General features: G+C 45.9%; 16 protein-coding genes and 2 pseudogenes. 1 reads left to right on the top strand and 17 read right to left on the bottom strand.

Features of this window, described 5'->3' with window-relative positions; genetic code table 11:
• Positions 1–19: 19 nt before the first annotated feature.
• Entirely contained in the window at positions 20–571 is a 552-nt protein-coding gene (gene ampD / locus AC08OG_RS06715) for a 1,6-anhydro-N-acetylmuramyl-L-alanine amidase AmpD (protein WP_292355897.1), read from the bottom strand.
• A gap of 85 nt (positions 572–656) precedes the next feature.
• Between ampD and nadC the strand changes: the two genes are divergently transcribed.
• Positions 657–1,505 (top strand): carboxylating nicotinate-nucleotide diphosphorylase, encoded by an 849-nt coding sequence (gene nadC / locus AC08OG_RS06710; protein ID WP_292355899.1) that lies wholly within the window; start codon positions 657–659, stop codon positions 1,503–1,505.
• 48 nt (positions 1,506–1,553) lie between these two features.
• Here nadC and AC08OG_RS06705 read toward each other — a convergent pair whose 3' ends face one another.
• The 16 genes and pseudogenes from AC08OG_RS06705 to AC08OG_RS06630 all read right to left on the bottom strand — a co-directional run bounded on the left by AC08OG_RS06705 (position 1,554) and on the right by AC08OG_RS06630 (position 21,400).
• Positions 1,554–3,866 (bottom strand): TonB-dependent receptor, encoded by a 2,313-nt coding sequence (locus AC08OG_RS06705; protein ID WP_292355901.1) that lies wholly within the window; start codon positions 3,864–3,866, stop codon positions 1,554–1,556.
• A gap of 142 nt (positions 3,867–4,008) precedes the next feature.
• Positions 4,009–5,402 (bottom strand): annotated as a pseudogene (gene cysG, locus AC08OG_RS06700) (siroheme synthase CysG).
• A 7-nt stretch (positions 5,403–5,409) separates the two neighbouring features.
• Complete coding sequence (locus AC08OG_RS06695; protein WP_292355906.1) at positions 5,410–6,183, bottom strand: DUF1223 domain-containing protein; 774 nt, start codon at positions 6,181–6,183, stop codon at positions 5,410–5,412.
• 28 nt (positions 6,184–6,211) lie between these two features.
• The gene (gene truD / locus AC08OG_RS06690) at positions 6,212–7,294 is read right to left on the bottom strand and encodes a tRNA pseudouridine(13) synthase TruD (protein WP_292355908.1); all 1,083 of its coding nucleotides are present in this window, start codon (positions 7,292–7,294) and stop codon (positions 6,212–6,214) included.
• Complete coding sequence (gene ispF / locus AC08OG_RS06685) at positions 7,291–7,773, bottom strand: 2-C-methyl-D-erythritol 2,4-cyclodiphosphate synthase (protein WP_292355910.1); 483 nt, start codon at positions 7,771–7,773, stop codon at positions 7,291–7,293. The genes truD and ispF overlap by 4 nt, the downstream gene beginning before the upstream one ends.
• Entirely contained in the window at positions 7,770–8,486 is a 717-nt protein-coding gene (gene ispD / locus AC08OG_RS06680; protein WP_339639838.1) for a 2-C-methyl-D-erythritol 4-phosphate cytidylyltransferase, read from the bottom strand. Before ispD ends, ispF begins: the two co-directional genes overlap by 4 nt.
• Complete coding sequence (gene ftsB / locus AC08OG_RS06675) at positions 8,470–8,760, bottom strand: cell division protein FtsB (RefSeq protein ID WP_292355913.1); 291 nt, start codon at positions 8,758–8,760, stop codon at positions 8,470–8,472. The genes ispD and ftsB overlap by 17 nt, the downstream gene beginning before the upstream one ends.
• 10 nt (positions 8,761–8,770) lie before the next feature.
• Positions 8,771–10,051, bottom strand: a complete 1,281-nt coding sequence (gene eno / locus AC08OG_RS06670) for a phosphopyruvate hydratase (RefSeq protein ID WP_292355915.1) — start codon at positions 10,049–10,051, stop codon at positions 8,771–8,773.
• 60 nt (positions 10,052–10,111) lie between these two features.
• A complete protein-coding gene (gene kdsA / locus AC08OG_RS06665) occupies positions 10,112–10,948 on the bottom strand; it encodes a 3-deoxy-8-phosphooctulonate synthase (protein ID WP_014706720.1) in 837 nt (278 codons plus the stop codon).
• Complete coding sequence (locus AC08OG_RS06660) at positions 10,948–12,585, bottom strand: CTP synthase (RefSeq protein ID WP_292355918.1); 1,638 nt, start codon at positions 12,583–12,585, stop codon at positions 10,948–10,950. Before AC08OG_RS06660 ends, kdsA begins: the two co-directional genes overlap by 1 nt.
• A 105-nt stretch (positions 12,586–12,690) precedes the next feature.
• Positions 12,691–14,019: a tRNA lysidine(34) synthetase TilS gene (gene tilS / locus AC08OG_RS06655; RefSeq protein ID WP_292355920.1), complete on the bottom strand. Its 1,329-nt coding sequence runs from the start codon at positions 14,017–14,019 to the stop codon at positions 12,691–12,693.
• A 20-nt stretch (positions 14,020–14,039) separates the two neighbouring features.
• Complete coding sequence (locus AC08OG_RS06650) at positions 14,040–14,996, bottom strand: acetyl-CoA carboxylase carboxyltransferase subunit alpha (protein ID WP_292355922.1); 957 nt, start codon at positions 14,994–14,996, stop codon at positions 14,040–14,042.
• Between the two features lie 115 nt (positions 14,997–15,111).
• Positions 15,112–16,215: a PilT/PilU family type 4a pilus ATPase gene (locus tag AC08OG_RS06645; protein ID WP_463671362.1), complete on the bottom strand. Its 1,104-nt coding sequence runs from the start codon at positions 16,213–16,215 to the stop codon at positions 15,112–15,114.
• Between the two features lie 80 nt (positions 16,216–16,295).
• A pseudogene (gene dnaE / locus AC08OG_RS06640) lies at positions 16,296–19,780 on the bottom strand (DNA polymerase III subunit alpha).
• 75 nt (positions 19,781–19,855) lie between these two features.
• Positions 19,856–20,905, bottom strand: a complete 1,050-nt coding sequence (gene nagZ / locus AC08OG_RS06635; protein WP_292355928.1) for a beta-N-acetylhexosaminidase — start codon at positions 20,903–20,905, stop codon at positions 19,856–19,858.
• Between the two features lie 9 nt (positions 20,906–20,914).
• A complete protein-coding gene (locus tag AC08OG_RS06630) occupies positions 20,915–21,400 on the bottom strand; it encodes a L,D-transpeptidase (RefSeq protein ID WP_292355930.1) in 486 nt (161 codons plus the stop codon).
• Positions 21,401–21,424 lie beyond the last annotated feature (24 nt).

Here is a 21,424-nt window from a genome sequence, read left to right as displayed (position 1 = left end):
CGCCTCCTGGCGGCTTTTTTTATGCTTGCAATAATTGTTTGAAATAGACCCAATCAAAATAGGGCCCGGGATCAGTTTTACGTCCAGGAGCGATATGCTCATGACCGGTAATTCTTTCTTTCGATAATAATGGATAGGCTGCAAGCAGAGCTTTGCTCACATTTGCTAGTTGTTGATATTGATCTTCGGTGAATGGCGTTTCATCATCACCTTCCATTTCAATACCGATTGTAAAGTCATTACAACGTTCACGCCCTTCCCAGCAGGATACCCCTGCATGCCATGCACGTTTTTGAAATGGCACAAACTGCTGCATCAATCCATCTCGTCTTATCAACAAATGCGATGAAACTTTTAGATGCGCGATTTCTGCAAAATAAGGATGTGCATTCGGGTCAAGCTGGTTTAGAAAAAGATCGGCAATCCAGCCTCCGCCGAACTGTCCAGGCGGTAAACTGATATTGTGAATAATGATGCCGCTGATATCGCTCTCATCAGGACGGTCATCATAATTTGGTGAGGGTAAAATCTCCGCCGCATCCAGCCATCCACTTTGCTTGTCGATAATCACTCATCTCTCCAACATAGGTTTCTGAATAGATTATCAGAGCTTTAACAGTTACCCTATCGTCTGTTTAAATTGAACCCCTAACACTATGACGATTCAGAATTTCATTCCAGCAAATTTTATTACCTCACAAGTCAAACTCTCCCTACTTGAGGATATTGGACAACAAGATCTCACCGCAGATCTTATTCCAAAAAATGCGATAGCCAAAGCCAGACTAATTAGTCGTCAGGATGCTGTTCTATGTGGGCAAGACTGGTTTAATGAAGTCTTCAAGCAGCTGGATCCAAGTATTCAAATCCACTGGTTCTTCAACGATGCCGATTTGCTGCGGGAAAATGCGGTGGTATGTGAACTCTCCGGTAATGCCCGGGCATTATTGAGTGGCGAACGTACCGCTATGAATTTTTTGCAGACGTTTTCCGGTACCGCTACTCATACCAAACTTTATGCTGACATCATCAAAGACTTGCCGGTTAAACTGCTGGATACCCGCAAAACCCTTCCAGGATTAAGGCTTGGCCAGAAATATGCGGTACGTTGTGGTGGCGGAGTTAATCATCGCTTTGGGCTGTATGACGCCATATTGATTAAGGAAAATCACATTCTTGCTGCGGGCTCAATTGCAGCAGCGGTAGCTCAGGCCAAAGCTTTGCATCCAAATGTGTCAATTGAAGTTGAAGTCGAGTCTATGGATGAATTACATCAGGTACTCAATACTGCTGTGGATATTGTTTTGCTGGATAATTTTTCACTGGAGATGCTTCGCGAGGCTGTTGTGGTTGCTCAGGGTAAAGTAGCTCTTGAAGCTTCTGGTGGTATTAATAAAGAGACGCTACGAAGTATTGCTGAGACAGGTGTTGATAGAATTTCTGTGGGGCAATTAACCAAAGATTTGCAGGCTGTCGACTTATCGATGCGATTTATTGATTTATAAAAAAGAAAGGCCGCATATAGCGGCCTTTCTTTTAGCTTAACAATTGGATTAAAGAGTAATTTTAAAACCAATCCATCCGGCTCTCGGTGCACCTGCTCCAACAAAGCGGGGATCTTCATAATCCAGACCAGGCGCTTCATCAGGTTCGCCGTACAAACCAAAGTTCTCGTATTCACTATCAAACAAATTGTCGACTTTGGCAAAGAACTGAACATTTTTATTCAGCTTATAACGACCATGGAGATTAACCAATCCATAACCACTGATTTTCTTATCTTCATTTGCCTCATCGCCACGGTAATATTGGCTGGAGTGATATGAAGCTGTCGCACCAAGAGATAATTTCGGTGTAAAGGCATAATCAACACCGATCTTGATATTGTGTTCAGGAATACTTGGCAGACGGTCGCCTTTACTTACGCTGAATAAATTGCCATTACGGGAATAATCAAAATTATCTTCGAAGGTCGCCCGAACATAACTGTAATTACTAAACCAGGCCAGTTGTTGATATTGGCCATTCAGTCCAACTTCCAGCCCTGCACGTGCTGTTTTGTCAATATTTCTGAAGTTACCCAGACCTAAACGCCCACTAACTTCTTCAGAAACTTCTTCATCTTCTGAGAAGAAGAACAAATCATCCGTTAGCTGAGTGTAATAAATGTTGCTATACCAATTAAACATTTCTTGCTGTCCACGCAAACCTGCCTCAACTGTTTTAGCGACTACATCATCCAGAGGAGGATCTGCTAAAAAAGCATTAGGGTAAGCACAAGGTGACTCTGGTTCGGCACAAGTCAGTTCAGATGCAGTGGGAGCACGATTAGATTCGCTATAGTTCCCATACACAGTCAAGTTATCCTGTAACGCGTAAGTTAAACCAACTGTAGGATTAAAGCGTTTGAATACATGTTTATTACCAGACTCATTAAGATCCTGTTCACCACCTTCGCTGGTCCCAGAAATATCAATCTGAATCCAGTTATAACGTCCACCCACAGTTAAATCGAGACGTTCAGTTAATGAATGTGTGTTAGTGAAAAACAAACTGAATGTGTCTGTTTCAATATCACCATCAACTACTGTTTCATCAATAATGAAGCCCGTTCCATCTGTTCCACGCGAATCAGTAAATTCTGCTATTTCAGATTGGGATGAATATTTAACATCTGAAGTATCGTAGGAAGCACCAACAATCAATTGATTTTCCCGATCGAACAAATCATTCAAAAAGGTTGACTGTAAAGCAAAACCATAACTATCTTGTTCAGTTTTACTAGTGTTATTCAGGGCTACATCATCACCATCTGCAAAGCCGAGCGAATCTGTACTAATGATTTCGTCATCACCATCAAATACACCTTCAACACCATCCTCGTCTTCGCCGATTTGCCCACCAATTACACTTAACTCAGAACCATCACCATTAAACGTGCTGCGATCACTTCGACGATAATAGGTGTTAGCAGACAGCATGACATTGTCATTCACCCAATGTGATCCATTCAAAGTGAACATACGCAACTCATTTTGCGTATTATCTGGATGGGTGAAAACAGTTTCCCGATCGTCAGCAACTAACTCAATTGGAGAAGCACCGTTACCATTCAAATCACTATCAACAGCGGTAATACCAAAATCCAGACTACTGGTTTCATTACGATAGCTTAAGTTGGAAAAGAACTGTTCAACTCTGGAAGGTGAAAAATCACGCCAACCATCTTCTTTGGTAATGGAACCGGTCACAAAATAACCAAAATTGCCGTCATTGCCCCCCGTTTCAATAGTGCCCGAATCACGACCAAATGAACCGGTGTAAGCTTCCAGACTATGACCAGGATGGGTAAAACCGTTTTTCGTTTGAATCGATAAAGCACCACCCAGAGTATTCAGACCAAATAATGGATTTGAACCTGACATCATATTCATGCTGGCAATTGCCGATTTAGGCAATAATTCAAAGTTCACCGCATCGCCGAAAGGTTCGTTGATACGAACACCATCCTGATAAACCGATATTCCTTGAGAATTACCGACAAGTGGAGAAGCGGTGAAACCACGGAATTTCAAATCAGGTTGGAAAGGATTATTTTGAGCGGCATTCAGACTCACACTATCCATTGTCTGATTCATAAAATCAGAAATATCCAAGCTTTGGTTACGCTCAATATCTTCGTCAGTTGCAGTTTGAACATGACTTGGAATTTTATCTGCCTCCAGTCCTACCCCATGTAATGGTGTGAGACTGATAACTTCGATATTTTCAAGTTGAAGATCCGGTTCTGCAGCTAAGCTGAGTCCCGGAGTTAATGCACTAGCTAGCAACGCAGGCAGGAGGCCCCGTCGGAATGGAATCGCCATCTTAATCTCCCAGATTTAATATTTGTATTAATTTTTTTATATCGCTTTCTATGAAGCTTAGGGCGATGCTAGCATGACGTTTCGCACATAGAATTAGGAAAAATTCCTAAAACAATAAGGGAATATTAATCTGTTGATTTTATTAGGAAAACCAGGATAGTTGATTATGCAATTGTACAACTTCACCAATAATCAGTAGCGTTGGTGCGACAGGTTGTTGTTTTTTTGCCAATTCAGGAAGCTCGGCAATAGTACTTGTCCAAACCTTTTGATTCTCTGTTGTGCCTTGCTGAACCAGTGCCGCAGGCATATCGGCTTTCATGCCGTGCTGTTGTAGCTTCTGACTAAGAATATCAAGCCCTGCGAGGCCCATATAAACAACCACTGTCTGGCGAGGCTGCACTAAGGCCTGCCAATTCAAATCCAGCTCACCTTCTTTTAACTGGCCTGTTACAAACACACAACTTTGTGAATAATCACGATGTGTTAATGGAATACCGGAGTAGCAAGCAACACCGGAGGCCGCTGTTATTCCCGGCACGACCTGAAAAGGAATTTTCTGTTCAGCCAGCGTGGCAATTTCCTCACCACCACGACCAAATATAAACGGATCTCCACCTTTCAAACGTAAAACACGTTTGCCAGCCTGAGCGTGTTCCAGTAATAGCAGATTTATTTCATCCTGACGCTTGCTGTGCCATGCTCGCTGTTTTCCGACATAAATCATTTCAGCTTCTTTACGTACTAATGCCAGCACTTCCTTGCTCACCAGACGATCGTAAAAAACCACATCGGCCTGCTGCATCAATCGTAAGGCTTTAAAGGTTAGTAAATCGGGATCACCGGGGCCGGCTCCCACCAGATAGACTTCTCCTTGTTGCAAAGCATTATCAGCGGTTTCATCAATCAGGGTTTCGAGGGTTTTGCTGGCCAGTTCATCACGTCCCGCCAATACATGATCGGCGACTGGGCCTTGTAAAACAGACTCCCAGAAACGACGACGCTGTTTAATATGGCCGAACTTTGCCTTCACCCGCTCACGATATTCCCCCACCAGTAAACCCAGTTTACTGTAAGCCGGTGGAATCAGTGTTTCCAGTCTTGCGCGTAATTGTCTGGCAAGAATAGGTGACTGACCACCACTGGATATCGCCACCACAATCGGTGATCGATCCAGAACCGAAGGCAGAATAAAGTCACACATATCGGGTTGGTCAGCCACATTGGTGAGAATATTTCTGGCTTTGGCTTCCTGATAGACCTCAAGATTAACTTTTTCATCATTGGTCGCTGCGATCACCAGCGTTTGCTGATTCAGGTAGCTTGAATCAAATCTATCATTGACCCAACGCAACCTGCCCTTGTAATCAGGCTCTTCCAGCAATTGGCGCGACATCTCTGCAATCTCGGGGGCAACAATGGTTACTGATGCCTGAGCTTTCAACAATAGTGCTGCTTTACGAGCTGCAATTTCGCCCCCCCAACCACCAGACACTGGCGTTGTTTTAAATCTATAAATATTGGTAAATAATCCATCTAACTTCTATTGTGTTAAGGGTAATTCCACGGCCTGCAAAATATAACCATCGGATAAATTTTGAACAATCGCCACCAGTTTCAGTTTGTCCTGCTGCCATTCAGGTGACAATTTCACTTGATGTTCAATAAAGGTTTCACCAGAATCATCAAGCTCAAATGGACCCAACCATCGACGAACCAGGTTTTGATGATTAAAGGTCTGTCCGGCATTATCTCCACCAAGGACAAGACTGCTGACATCATCCTCCGTAATAGCAAAGTACAGTTTGCTGTGTTGACGATTTTCCTCACCCGTTACCAGGCTTCGGCTATCAATCATCAACTGATCATTAATCAGATAAGCCCTTAAACGAATCTGTGCTTGAGCATCAAATTCATTGAGAAAACTTACTGCTTCAGCGAAATTCGCCCGCCAATTTGGCAGGGACTCGCCACTTAACACAAATTCCGGAGTGTAAATAGTTTGATATCGGTTCAGTCGGGCCAATTGTTTCTGGCGTTCAGAAAATACCGGTTTGGCAAATGCATCTACCCAGCCTTTCTTATCATTCAGATAATCCACATGAAAGCCCAAAACAATATAATCAAGCTCTGCCCGCTGCTGTTGATATAACCAGCGTTCCGCAGGTGGACAAAGGCCACAGCCTTCTGAAGTAAATAATTCCAGTACCGCGGTATGTTTATTACCACTCGACGCCTGCCACCGATCTACTGCCTGAACAGAAAATGGCAGGCATAATAAAAACAGCAATAACACCTTAATCATGGAGAGATTCATATCAGCCTCCTTCAGAGATCACTGAATCCTATTCACTAGGACTCGGTGACACTGCGGAAATTTTCTGCGACATATCCTGAATTTCAGCCAGTTCTCGCAAAACAGCCGTTGCATAACTGCCCGGCCCCAATTCAAACTCTAACAGTAAACTGGTTTCATTGATAAATTGCCATTTAAGATTCTGTGGAAACAATCTCAGCGCACGACGTTCCTGCGATAAACCCAGTTTCTCCAGCTGCTGCTGCCAATCCTGCCAGTCTTTTAATACACTCTGTTCCAGAGCCAGCGTATCATTCTTACTGATAGCTTCCCCCTTACCCCAGAGTGGTCCGGTCGGATGGATGTCCATTTCGTTAATTCGCTTTTCAAGTACGTCATCTTTGGTCTCAGCGACAAAATAACTGGCTCTGGTACCAGCCAACAACATAACGTCACCTGCCAACAGTTGATTCCAGTTGCCTTGACGGATTCTTTCGGCCAGCACCAGATTGAACAGCCAGGAACGCGCTGCTGAAATAATAATACTGCGTTGATTACGCTTTTTCGGCTCGGTCCCTTCTGTGAACCATTGCTCTGCTTTTTTCAGATTATTACCGTGATGACCGAAACGTTGTTCGGCAAAATAATTAGGTACCCCCTGCTCCGCAATTAATTGCAGATTCTGCTCCCAGATATTCATGTCACCGACAATGTCGGTTAATCGCAAACGAAAACGGTTTCCGGCAAGTGCCCCACGTTTTAATTTTTTGCTGTGACGAACCGCTTTAAGAATTTTGATTTGTTCATTTTCAAATGCCAGCCAATCCGGTTCTGGCAACCCCTGTAAATTTACACTGAACCATTGTGAAGTAACTGCATGACGATCTTTAAGCCCGGCGTAACCTACTGCAACGGGTGATACACCGGCAAAACGGGCAATTTCCTGGGCCAGCCAGTCGGTGTTGGTATCGGTTTTCTGCACATATAGCCAGACATGCGACCCTTCGCCCTCCGGCGAAAATGGCAGATGCTCCTCCACTTCAAAATAAACGGCTTTCTCACGTAACTTGGCACCACAACTTGACGCAGTGGCAGAATGGCGTGGCAGGGAAAAATAATCAAAATGTTTCAAACAGATACAACCTTTTGGATAAGCGCCACAGCATGAGCCGCTATGCCCTCCTGGCGGCCGACAAAGCCCAGCTTTTCGGTTGTGGTCGCTTTGATATTAATCGCTGAGGACTCAATATGCAGGTCAGTGGCCAGCAATTCTCGCATTTGCGGGATATACGGCGCTAATTTAGGGACTTGTGCTACCACTGTAGAATCGACATTGCTGACCTGCCAGCCTGCCGCTTTCAAATCGTCATAAACACGACGCAACAGTACCCGACTATCAATTCCCGCGAAGGCCATATCATCATCTGGAAAATGGTGGCCAATATCCCACCAGCCTGCAGCGCCGAGCAAAGCATCACATATTGCATGAATCAACACATCCCCATCGGAGTGAGCCTCCAGTCCATGCGTATGAGGGATATTTACGCCACCTATAATTAACGAACAGTTCTCAGCAAACCGATGTACATCATAACCGTGGCCGATTCTCACGCAGCTTCTCCATTATTCTGTTGTTGTAAAAAGAGCGCTGCTAATGCCAGATCCTGTGGCAGAGTAATTTTGATATTGTCAGCATGGCCAGCTACCATTTTGGGTACTAAGCCCATAAACTCCATTGCACTGGCCTCATCTGTAACATTGATATTACTTTGTTTCGCTTGAGTTAATGCCTCAGCCAAACCTCTCAAACGGAACATCTGAGGAGTGGATGCTCGCCATAATCCAGTTCGATCTACTGTTGCTTCAATGGTGTTATCTGTATTCACACGCTTGATCGTCTCACTTAGCGGCACACCTAAAATACCGCCCACCGGATCATCGCTTAATTGCTGCAACATGGAATCAATATCACTGTGCCGAATGCAGGGTCGTGCTGCATCATGAACCAGGACCCAGGGATCCTGCCGGGTAAGATTTTTTAAAAATTCCAACGCATTGCTCACTGAATCTGCCCGATGCTCACCCCCCAGTGTTGTATGGATGGGCCAGTGTGATGGCAGATTCAATGAAGGCCAGTAGGGATCATTGGCTGAAAGCGCGACAACGACCCCTTCAATTGCAGGATGACTGATAAGCCGTTGCAGACTATGAACAATTACTGGTTGATTATTCAGTAGTAGATACTGCTTAGGGCGATCGGCCTGCATTCTGCTGCCGATCCCTGCAGCAGGCACCACCGCCCAGACTTTATTGTTCATCATCATCTGGAAGTTCGATTATGTGAAAAAAGGTCTCTTCTGGCTTAACCATACCCAGTTCACTGCGAGCACGCTCTTCCAACGCATCCAAACCGCTTTTAAGATCAGCAACTTCTGCCGCCAGTACCTGATTACGCTCTTCAAGTTTTGCATTATCAATACGCTGTTTTTCAACTGTGTGATGAAGTCTTAACAAAGCTGGTAAGCCATCATGACTCAACCACAATCTGTATTGCAGCATGACAAAAATTAACGTCAGCACAATCAGTACTGTTTTCATACGTCAAACTTCACTGACAGGCGAAAGCCCGCAACCCCGGATAAATTGCTGCAGCGCCCAGTTCAGCTTCAATACGCAGCAACTGATTATATTTTGCTACCCGGTCTGAACGCGACATTGAGCCAGTCTTGATTTGACCACATTGGGTGCCCACCGCCAAATCAGCAATAAACGTATCTTCAGTCTCGCCACTGCGATGGGATGCAATTGATTTATAGCCTGCTTCAGCGGCCATATTCATTGCATGAAGTGTTTCACTCAACGTGCCAATTTGATTCAGCTTAATCAAGATCGCGTTGGCCACCTTGGCTTCAATGCCCTTCTGCAGAATCGCACTGTTGGTAACAAATAAATCATCACCCACCAATTGAATACGATCCCCTAAACGATCGGTCAGCAACTTCCATCCCTGCCAGTCATTTTCATCCATGCCATCCTCAATGCTGATGATTGGATACTTGTTGCACCAGTTTTCCAGCAAATCGGTTAATTCAGCCGCGGTGAGACTACGCTGTTCGGATTCCAGACGATACATACCGTCTTTATAAAACTCGGAACTGGCGACATCCAGCGCGATCATGACATCACGGCCCGGCTCATAGCCGGCCTGTTTGATGGCTTGCATAATCAGTTCCATAGCGGCTTCATTTGACGCCAGATCGGGGGCAAATCCACCTTCATCGCCCACAGCGGTATTAAGACCCTGGGCTAATAAAACTGCTTTTAACTGATGAAATACTTCTGCTCCGGCACGAACGGCTTCTTTGAAGCTTTTGGCACCGACTGGCACAATCATGAATTCCTGAAAATCAACACTATTATCAGCGTGTGATCCACCATTGATAATGTTCATCATCGGTACCGGCAAGGTCACCGCCTTATCTCCACCAAGATAGCGATATAAAGGCAAACCCTGTTCATCCGCACCGGCTACTGCTGCCGCCATGGAAACCGCCAGAATTGCGTTGGCGCCAAGACGTTGTTTATTATCAGTACCATCACAGGCAATGAGTTTTTCATCCAGGCTGGATTGATCGAGACAATCCATTCCAACAACAGCCGCACGTAACTCAGTATTGATTGCTTCAACAGCTTTGGTTACGCCTTTGCCCAGATAACGTGACTTATCGCCATCGCGTAACTCAATCGCTTCACGTTCGCCAGTTGAAGCACCTGAAGGTACAGCTGCTCTTCCCATAGCACCACTGGCAAGAATAACGTCAGCTTCGACCGTAGGATTACCACGAGAATCAATGATCTCACGGCCACGAACATCTATAATTTTACTCATAATTGTCTCCATCTATAGTTGAAGTTGCCAGACAATAACCCTGTTCTGGCATGCCACCTGTTACAGGTAGGCGTCTTCAATAAAGTCTTGTTGTTTAACTGTTTTATCGATAGCAATCAGCGTTTCCAGTAAAGCCTGCATTTTATGCAGTGGCCAGGAATTCGGTCCATCACTTAGGGCTTTTTCAGGATCCGGATGCGTTTCCATGAACAAGCCAGCAATGCCAGCCGCTACTGCAGAACGTGCCAGTACAGGTACAAACTGTCTCTGGCCACCGCTTTTGCCACCCTGACCACCAGGTTGCTGCACTGAGTGGGTGGCATCGAATACTACCGGGCAATCCATATGACGCATGGTCGGTAAACCACGCATATCTGAAATCAATGTGTTATAACCAAATGAGGTACCACGTTCACATAACATGATCTGCTGGTTACCCGTTGATTTGGCTTTATCCGCGACATGCTGCATATCCCATGGCGCCAGAAACTGACCTTTTTTGATGTTTACCGGTAATCCCTGGCTGGCAACATTAATAATAAAATTGGTCTGACGACATAAGAAAGCTGGGGTTTGCAATACATCGACCACACTGGCAACTTCTGCCAGCGGAGTGTCTTCATGAACGTCTGTCAGAATAGGGAGGCCGAATTCTTTTTTAACCTTTTCCAGAATCGCCATACCCGCTTCAAGACCAGGACCGCGATAGGTATTAGTAGAAGTACGATTGGCTTTATCGAATGAGGATTTGTAGATAAAAGGGATACCCAGTTTGTCTGTCATCTCTTTTAACTGACCAGCCACATCCATGGTCATTTGTTCACTTTCGATAACACAGGTGCCGGCAATCAAAAACAACGGTTGTTTACCACCAACTTCATGACCACATAATTGCATTACTGCTGTCCTCGTTTTTTATGATTCGCCACCGCAGCATTGATAAAACCTTCAAATAATCGATGTCCGTGTCTTGGAGTGGAGGTGAACTCTGGATGGAACTGACAGGCCACAAACCAGGGATGGCCTGGAATCTCGACCATTTCTGCCAGTGAGTTATCTTTTGACATGCCAGAAAACAGTAATCCGGCATCTTCCAGTTTCTGTTTGTAATTATTGTTGAACTCATAACGATGACGATGACGCTCAACGATTTCATCAGCACCGTAAATCTGTTGTGCCAGAGATCCTGGTTTCAGTACACAGGGATAACCGCCCAAGCGCATGGTGCCACCCAGATCTGAATCATGATCACGCTGTTCTACACTGCCATCCTCTTTCTGCCATTCTGTAATAAGACCTATCACAGGATCTGGCGTATTAGGTTCAAACTCGGTACTGAAAGCCTGTGTCAGGCCTGCTTTATGACGAGCATATTCGATGACGGCCACCTGCATCCCCAAACAAATTCCCAGATACGGGATATTGTTTTCGCGGGCAAACTGGGCGGTTGAAATCATACCTTCGACACCACGTTTTCCAAAGCCGCCAGGCACCAGAATGGCATCCATATCGGCAATACTGTTGGTGCCATTTTTCTCGATCATTTCAGAATCGACATAATGCACATTGACCTTGGTACGGGTATGAATACCGGCATGAACCAAGGCTTCGGAAAGGGATTTATAGGCTTCGGTCAACTCCATATATTTGCCGACCATGGCTATATTGACTTCACCCTGCGGGTTGGAGAGATTTTCATAAACCTGCTGCCACTGACTCAGATCGGCCGGTTTAGCATCAAGTCCCAGTTGTTTCACCACAATGTCATCAAGACCTTGTTTGTGTAACTCCATTGGTATCTTGTAAATGCTGTCTACATCAATACAGGTGATAACCGATTTTTCAGGCACATTGGTAAACAATGAAATCTTGCGGCGTTCGGATTCCGGTAGGGGACGATCCATACGACACAGCAAAACATCCGGTTGAATACCGATAGTGCGCAGTTCTTTTACGGAATGCTGAGTGGGTTTGGTTTTGATTTCACCGGCAGAAGCAATATAGGGCACCAATGTCAGATGAATAAACAAGGCACGATCACGGCCTAATTCAGTGGCCATCTGACGAATGGTTTCCAAAAACGGTAATGACTCAATATCGCCGACCGTTCCACCGATTTCCACCAGTGCAACATCGGCATCGCCAGCGCCTTCATAAACACAGCGTTTGATTTCATCGGTTATATGCGGAATGACCTGCACCGTATTGCCAAGATATTCTCCCCGGCGTTCTTTACGGATAACATTTTCATAGATTTGGCCAGTCGTATGGTTATTGCGGCTGGTCATATTGGCATCAATAAATCGCTCGTAGTGACCTAAATCCAGATCGGTTTCAGCACCATCATCCGTTACAAACACCTCACCATGTTGCAGTGGGCTCATTGTTCCGGGATCAACGTTGATGTAGGGATCGAGTTTAATCATTGTGACCTTCAGGCCACGAGCTTCTAGAATCGCTGCCAGTGAAGCCGCCGCGATTCCCTTACCGAGAGACGACACAACACCACCAGTGACAAATATAAATTTAGTCATATTATGGAGAGTTTTTGCAATAGCGGTGCAGCCAGAATAGCCACACTCAAAAATATCGTCATAAAGTATCAGAATTGCCCGAGTCGCTCAATCAAAATATCCCCATCAAGTCTGTTCAATCACTGGTAACCAGCCAGTTTCATCGGATAAAGGCTTGGCTGTTTCTGCACAGGCATACCCAACAATTGCGACTAATTGCTGGTTGGCAAACAACAACGGAATTGAATCGCGTTGCCAAACCGGGATTTGCCATTCCTGGAACAACTTTTTTAATGATTGATGATGAGACTTGCCAGCTAGCTGGATTTTTTCTCCACCCTGACGAAACGTTAATGCTAAACCAGAGCGAAACAATTCGGCACGAATCCCTTCTCCCCTTGCAGCTTTCCAAACTAACTGATGCTCAGCATCCAACAATATGGGCTGTTGATCGTAAAGCAGATTCACGGATGAAGCCGGTAAAGGATGTTGTCTTAACCAACTGATATAAAGTGTGTTCTGATACCGTCTGGCAATGTATTGGCTCCAACTGACCTGAGGCTGCCCATCTGCTGCGGCTTGACAGACTTCCATTAAAATCCGTTGCAAATTTATGCTTGACGGCAGCACCATATTTAACTGTTTTATAAAAAATCGCAGCACATTGCGTTGCCTTGGCTCACTCAAAGCCTGCAATTTGGTAATGTTTAAACTGCCATTAATTGAATTAGCTTCAACAGAAATTAAATCTTGTTCCGCTATCTCATCCAACAGAATTTGGCTTTCCTGCAGGTTATTTGCTGAACGTGCCAGATTTCGGTTTAAGGCAGGCCAACGTTGTTGTAACAATGGCCAGATTTGATGACGTAGGAAGTTACGATTTATCTTGGTATTTTGATTACTGGGATCTTCAATCCACTGCAACTGATGTGTTGTTGCGTATTCAAATAACGCTTCTCTGGAAATAGTCAACAATGGCCGAACAATCTGCATTTTCTGCCATTGAGATATTACTTTCATCGCTCCTAATCCACGAGTGCCAGCCCCTCGCAGTAATTGCAGCATCAAGGTTTCAGCCTGATCTTGCAAATGTTGTCCAGTTAGCAAAATGCCATCATCGTTAATCAGTTGATGAATAGCTTGATAACGCGCAGTCCGTGCGGCCGATTCAAGGCCTGACTGATTAATATCTGTAACTGTCACTTTCAAGCAGTGAAAAGGCATGTGTAATGAAGCAGCAACCTGTCGACAGTGTTCAGTCCAACGGGCAGATTGAGATTGCAGCTGATGGTCGACATGCACGACCTGTATTTTTTGGAGAAACTGCTCACGATGTGTTGCCAGAAAATGCAGCAGCACATGGGAGTCCATACCACCGCTGTAGGCCACCCATAAAGTAGAAGATCCGCAATATTTGCGGATCTTCTGAATAACTAATTCTGTGTCAAAAGACACTTGTATAAACCAGGGCCTGTTTATCCTTCAAAGGCACCATAATTAAGCAAACGTTGTTGACGGCGTTTAACCAGTTCATCAACCGGCATCGCCTGTAACTGTTTAATTTTAGTATTGATTGCTGTTTTCATATTTGCCATCAGTGCTTCAGGATCACGATGCGCACCACCCAGGGGTTCTTTGACAATTTCATCGATTAACCCCAGGGATTTCAGACGATCTGAAGTCACGCCAAGTGTTGCGGCAGCATCAGAAGCTTTTTCAGCGCTCTTCCAAAGAATGGAGGCACAGCCTTCCGGTGAAATAACCGAATAAATACTGTATTGCAGCATCATTAAATGATCTGCAACACCGATTGCCAGCGCACCGCCTGAGCCACCCTCACCGATAACGGTGCTGATGATGGGGGTTTTTAATTTAGCCATTTCAAACAGATTTCGAGCAATGGCTTCACTCTGACCGCGCTCTTCAGCACCGATACCGGGATATGCACCTGGCGTATCAATAAAGGTCAATACTGGCATACCAAAGCGTTCGGCCAGTTTCATCACCCGTAACGCTTTACGATAGCCTTCTGGGCGTGGCATACCGAAATTACGAGCCACTTTTTCTTTGGTATCACGGCCTTTCTGATGACCAATAACAATCACCGGCTGGCCGTTGAAACGGCCCATTCCGGTAATTAATGCCTGGTCATCGGCGTAGGCGCGATCACCATGCAATTCTTCGAAGTCAGTGATCAGATATTTGATGTAATCGAACGTATAAGGTCGCTGCGGATGGCGAGCCATTTGGGTGACTTGCCATGGCGTCAATCCGGAAAAAATCGAGCGCGTAAGCGATTCACTTTTTTCCTTAAGCTTCTGAATTTCTTCGGTGATATTCAGATCGCTGTCATTGCTCATGTAGCGAAGTTCGTCGATTTTAGCTTCCAGCTCGGCAATAGGCTGCTCGTAGTCAAGGAAATTCAACTGCATTACAAAATTACCTTCGAATCAAAATAGTTCGATTATACACGCACTAGGGCTTGTTGATCTTTCATATCTACCACTGCTGACGACTATGAAAGATCAGCAAACCCTATCGTTACGCTCAGCTGAGGATTAATTCGTCTTCTGCATCGCTGTCATCATGGGTTGCCCCCATACGGATTTCCAGACTGAGGTCATTACGTGAATCGGCATTACGCAATGCATCCTCCTGAGAAATCTTGCCTTGCCGATACAGTGTCAACAACGCCTGGTCAAAGGTAATCGTCCCCGGTTCACTACTTTCTTTCATCGCATCCTTGATCGCACCGATCTGACCTTTATTAATCAATTCAGCGATATATGGCGAGCTGAGCATGACCTCCACCGCCGGCACCAGATTGCCATCCTGCACCGAAGGTAATAAACGCTGCGAGATGATGGCACGCAAATTCAGTGACAGATCCATCAGGATCTGACGATGCATCATTTCCGGGAAAAAGTTAATGATCCGATCCAGCGCCTGATTTGCATTATTAGCGTGCAAGGTCGCTAAACACAGATGACCGGTTTCAGAGTAATTGATAGCGTGCTTCATGGTGTCCATGTCGCGGATCTCACCAATCAGAATGACATCGGGTGCTTCACGCAAGGCATTTTTTAATGCATTTTCGTAAGAAAGAGTATCAATACCGACTTCGCGCTGTTGCACAATTGATCGCTGATGGGAATGCACAAATTCCAGTGGATCTTCAATGGTCAGAATATGTGATCCGGAATTTCGATTTCGATGACCAATCATTGCGGCCAACGTAGTGGACTTACCACTGCCGGTGGCACCGACAACTAGAATCAAACCACGTTTTTCCATCACCACATTACCCAGTACCGGTGGCAAACTCATTTCTTCAAAATTTGGAATATGGGTGCGAATATAGCGAATAACCATGGAGACTTCGCCCCGCTGCCGGAAGATATTGACCCGGAACCGGCCAACGCCATGGACTGGAACGGCAAAATTCATTTCCAGATTTTGTTCAAATTCAGCAATCTGTTGCTGATCCATTAATGAATAGGCGAGCTCTTTGACTTCACCTGTCAGCATTTTTTTACTGCCAACGGGGCGTATCACCCCTTGAATTTTGACTTGCGGTTCGGTCGCAGTACAAAAAAACAAATCTGAGGCTTCCTTATCAGCCATCAGTTTCAGGTAAGGCATCATTTCCACGTCAGCAATCCTTAGAATAAACGTTTGAGTTGCATTAATCGTACACGATTGACATCAGCCAACAAAGCGGATTAAGTCGCTTAATAGCGCACCGTCACAGTTTCACTAATTGGTAAATCTGCCAGCTCTTTCAACAGGGTATCCGATGGAGTGATTTGCCAGTCATGCCCCAGTCGGATCACTACTTCAGCATCCTGATTAACATACTTGAGTTCCACTGGAATTACACCACCACAAAATGGTGACATCACAGCTTGCATCTGCGAAATCCATTGTGCATCCTCACCTTGCTGCTTCACCGTCAATTGGACTGACTTACCAAATAATTCACGGGCTTTCTGTAAATCATAAACTGACTCTGCCGTACCAGCGAGACCGCCACTGAAATTATCCTGGCCAATCTTGCCCTGAATCACCACCAATTTATCCGGTTGTATAACATTTTGATATTGCTCATAGACATCGCCAAAAACCCGCACTTCCAGGCGGGCTGTCTGGTCATCCAGAGTAATAAACGCCATACGGCTGCCGTTTTTGGATTTCATCGTACGAATGGCCACAATCAAACCAGCAGTCAGTAATGGAATTTCATTACGTTGATAGCCTTTGGATTCAGGCGCATCCAGCTCACTGATTTTTTTGGAATAAATTGGGCCAGCTCGGCAGCATAACGATCGATCGGGTGTCCGCTTAAATATAACCCCAGTGTTTCTTTCTCAGCACGTAATAACTGCTCTTCCTGCCATTCCGGCACATCTTCCAGCAAATCAGTTTGCGGTTGATCGGCATGAGATGGTTCAGCCAGGCCAAACAAATCATTCTGCCCACTGGCGGCATCACGCCGATGCTGCTCTGCAATCTGCATCGCCCGGCTGAGGCTGGATTCCAGACTGGCTCGATGTCCGCCAAGTGAATCAAATGCACCCGCTTTAACTAAAGATTCCATCACTCGGCGGTTGATTTTTTTCAGCTCAACCCGACGACAGAAATCAAATAATGAGGTAAATGCTTCGCCCTGCTCGCGTTCTGAAACAATACCTGCCAGTGCCGATTCACCTACCCCTTTGATGGCGCCCATGCCGTAACGGATAGTGGTTTCATTTTCTACGGTAAACTGGATTTTGCTGAAATTAACATCAGGCGGTAATACCGTCAGATTCATATCCCGGCATTCATCAATCAGGCCGACAACTTTATCCGTGTTGTCCATATCCGCTGATAATACTGCCGCCATAAACGCTGCTGGATAATGGGCTTTCAGCCAGGCCGTTTGATAGGCAACCAATGCATAAGCAGCTGAATGCGATTTGTTAAAACCGTACTCAGCAAACTTTTCCATCAAATCGAAAATCGGTCCTGCAGTGTTTTCCTCAATGCCACGATTTTTAGCACCTTCCAGGAAAATCTGTCGTTGCTTGGCCATTTCTTCGGGCTTTTTCTTACCCATCGCCCGGCGCAGCATATCGGCTTCCCCCAGACTATAACCGGCCAGAACCTGGGCGATTTGCATAACCTGTTCCTGATAAACGATTACCCCATAGGTAGGTTTCAGAACGGGTTCGAGATCGGGATGCGGATAATCGACTTTGGCCCGGCCATGTTTACGATTAACAAAGTCATCGACCATGCCCGATTGCAACGGCCCGGGTCGGAACAATGCCACCAAAGCGATAATATCTTCAAAATTATCCGGCTGCAGTCGCTTGATAAGCTCTTTCATACCGCGCGATTCCAACTGGAATACCGCAGTGGTTTCACACCGTTTTAATAAGTCGTAACTGGGTTTGTCATCCAGCGGCAGCAAGGTGATATCAATCTTGTCCGCCTCGTCAGCTGACAACATCGCTTTTACATTTTTAACCGCCCAGTCAATAACAGTCAGGGTTTTCAGGCCCAGAAAGTCAAATTTAACCAGACCGACACTTTCAACGTCGTCTTTATCATATTGCGACACCAGACCAGCGCCATTCTGTTCACAATATAACGGTGTGTAATCAGTCAGTTTTTTCGGTGCGATGACCACGCCACCGGCATGTTTACCGACGTTTCGGGTCAGACCTTCCAGCTGCAATGCCAAATCAATCAGCGTGCGAACGTCTTCTTCCTTGTCGTAACGTTCTTTAAGCTGAGGCTCTTGTTCCAGCGCCTTGCTCAGAGTCATTTTCAGTTCAAACGGCACCAGCTTGGCCAGTTGATCGACCATGCCATAAGGATGACCCAAAACACGGCCGACATCGCGCAATACCGCTTTGGCGGCCATGGTGCCGAAAGTAATGATCTGCGAGACATGATCCCGACCATAATGCCGGGACACATAATCGATAACGCGATCCCGGCCATCCATGCAAAAGTCGACGTCAAAGTCAGGCAGTGATACACGCTCCGGATTCAAAAACCGTTCAAACAGCAGATCGTATTGCAGCGGATCTATATCGGTAATTTTTAAAGCATAGGCTACCAGAGAGCCTGCACCGGAACCCCGTCCAGGTCCTACCGGAACCCCGTTATTCTTGGCCCAGCGAATAAAGTCGGCAACGATTAGAAAGTAACCTGGAAAGCCCATTTCATTGATAACGTCGAGTTCAATCTGCAGCCGTGATTCATATTCAGGGCGCTTTTGTTCACGCTCTGCCTCATCCGGAAACAACACCGGTAATCTTTCAGCAAGCCCCTCAAATGATTCCTTGGAGAAGAATTCCGCCAGTGTCATGCCATCAGGTACCGGGAAATCCGGCAGATAATGTTCGCCCAGTGTTAATTCAACATTACAGCGTTTGGCGATTTCGACCGTGTTGGTGATGGCTTCCGGAATATCGGCAAACAAACGCACCATTTCTTCCGGACTACGCAGATATTGCTGTTCGGAGTACATTCTTGGGCGACGCGGATCATCAAGCAACCGGCCTTCATTAATACAGACCTTGGCTTCATGGGCTTCAAACTGATCCGGAGTTAAAAAGCGCACATCGTTGGTCGCCACCACCGGCAAGTCTAGCTCACTGGCCAGTTGCAACGCCTGTTGAATATAACGTTCTTCATCATCGCGGCCAGTTCGCACCAGCTCCAGATAAAAGCGATCTGGAAACAACTGCATCCACTGTCTGGCCAATTGTTCAGCTTCTGTTTGTCGACCGCCCAACAAGTCACGGCCTAACAACCCTTCACGCCCGCCACTTAAACAAATCAACCCGTCAGTTTGTCCATCAAGCCATTCAGGTTCCAGCATTGGCACACCTAAATGCTGTCCTTCTGTATAGGCTCTTGAAATCAATCGTGACAAGTTGTGATAGCCCTTCATCGTGCTGCACAGCAACACCATACGCAGGCTTTTTTTGCTGTCACTGCTGTCCCGCAGCCGGATATCGGCACCAAGAATAGGTTTGACCCCGGCTTGCATTGCAGCGCTGTAAAGTTTTACGGCGGCAAACAGGTTATGTTGATCGGTAATGGCAATTGCAGGCATGCCAGAGGCAGCCGCTGCCTTGACCAGCGGTTTGATACGGACCAGTCCGTCAACCAGAGAATAATCAGTGTGTAAATGCAGGTGTACGAATTGCGAGGTCATTAGACAGTTTTTTAATTCAAAGCAAAATGATAACACTGCCGACTGGCGGTGTAGGGAGAATCAACCGAAAAAATATCAGGCAAGATCCAGTTGCCGATCAGTATCAGGAGCATAATTGGCAACGCTATAAACCGCCTGTTTCCATTGCTCGCTAGCCATTAGCGTCTCGCGGTCAATCGGGTGACGACCATGCAATCGAACCAGACGCATATGTCTTAGCGGATCGGCATCACATTTAAGGTTATCCAGCACACTTTCAACTTCTGAGGGGTTATTGCAAAGTAGCAACAAGTCACAACCCGCAGCTAAAGCAGCTTCTGCACGAGCTGTACTATCTCCCATAATGGCAGCACCTGCCATACTCAGATCATCACTGATTACTGCACCCTGGAAGCCCATACGCTTACGCAGAATTTCCTGGATCCAATAGGGTGAAAAGCCAGCCGGCAAACTGTCGCATTTTTCATAAACAATATGTGCTGGCATGATGCCCGCCAAGGTTTGTGAGCAAAGTTGCCTAAATGGCAGCATATCAGCCTGCCACATATCTTCCAGATAGCGTGTATCGATCGGCAGACCTGAATGCGAGTCGACTTCCACGGCACCATGACCAGGAAAATGTTTACCAACAGCTGCCATGTAAGCCTGTTTCATGCCGCTGATATAAGCAGCAGCCAGTTTGGTAACCGCTTGTGGATCCCGATGAAATGCACGATCACCAATCACTTCACTGATGCCGTAATCCAGATCCAGAACCGGTGCAAAACTGAAGTCCACTCCCACGGCACGAAGTTCTGCCGCCATTAACCAACCGGTTACTTCGGCTTGTTTAAGGGATTGTTGAGGATGTTGCATGTAATGCTGGCCTAACGTGCCAACAGGTGGAAGCCGGCTGAAGCCTTCACGAAACCGTTGTACCCGTCCACCTTCATGATCCACAGCAATGATGAGATGTGGTTGACGTATTGCGTGGATTTCAGAAGTCAGTGCAGCAATTTGTTCCGGAGATTCATAATTACGGCTGAACAGGATGACACCGCCAACCAATGGATGTTGAAGAATTTCTCTTTCTTTCTCACTGATCGTTACGCCGATCAGATCCACCATCAACGGGCCTAATGTCATGTAATTACCTTATTCGTGAATGAGGACTTTCAAACCGGGTTTGACCAGATCAAACAACGTCAGCAAATCCTGATTGTGCATGCGGATACAACCGTGGGATTTAGCGATGCCCATTGGCTCGCTATCCGGTGTGCCATGTATGTAAATATAGCGACGCATTGTATCAACATTTCCCAGTCGATTCCTGCCAAGTTCCAGTCCGCTTAACCAGATTATGCGCGTTAAAATCCAGTCTTTATCGGGAAATTGTTTCGCCAGCAGTGGTGAAAAAATTTCACCAGTAGGCCGTCTGCCACGAAACACGGTATTAACCGGTTGCCCCTCACCAATACATGCCCTGATTATATGCCAGCCTCTGGGAGTGCATCCTGAACCTTCCTGTTCACCGGGTCCATTTAAAGCCGTTGAAACAGATGCAGAAAACAGCACCTTGTCATCCCTTATTAGCTGGCAACGCTGCTGAGACAGAGAAATGTCGAGAAAAAGATTTGTCATGGTTAGATTTAAATTCAACCTGCT

The organism is Methylophaga sp. F7 (assembly GCF_056863975.1).
The sequence above is the reverse complement of the archived record's forward strand: the minus strand, read 5'-3'. Positions and strand labels throughout refer to the sequence as shown.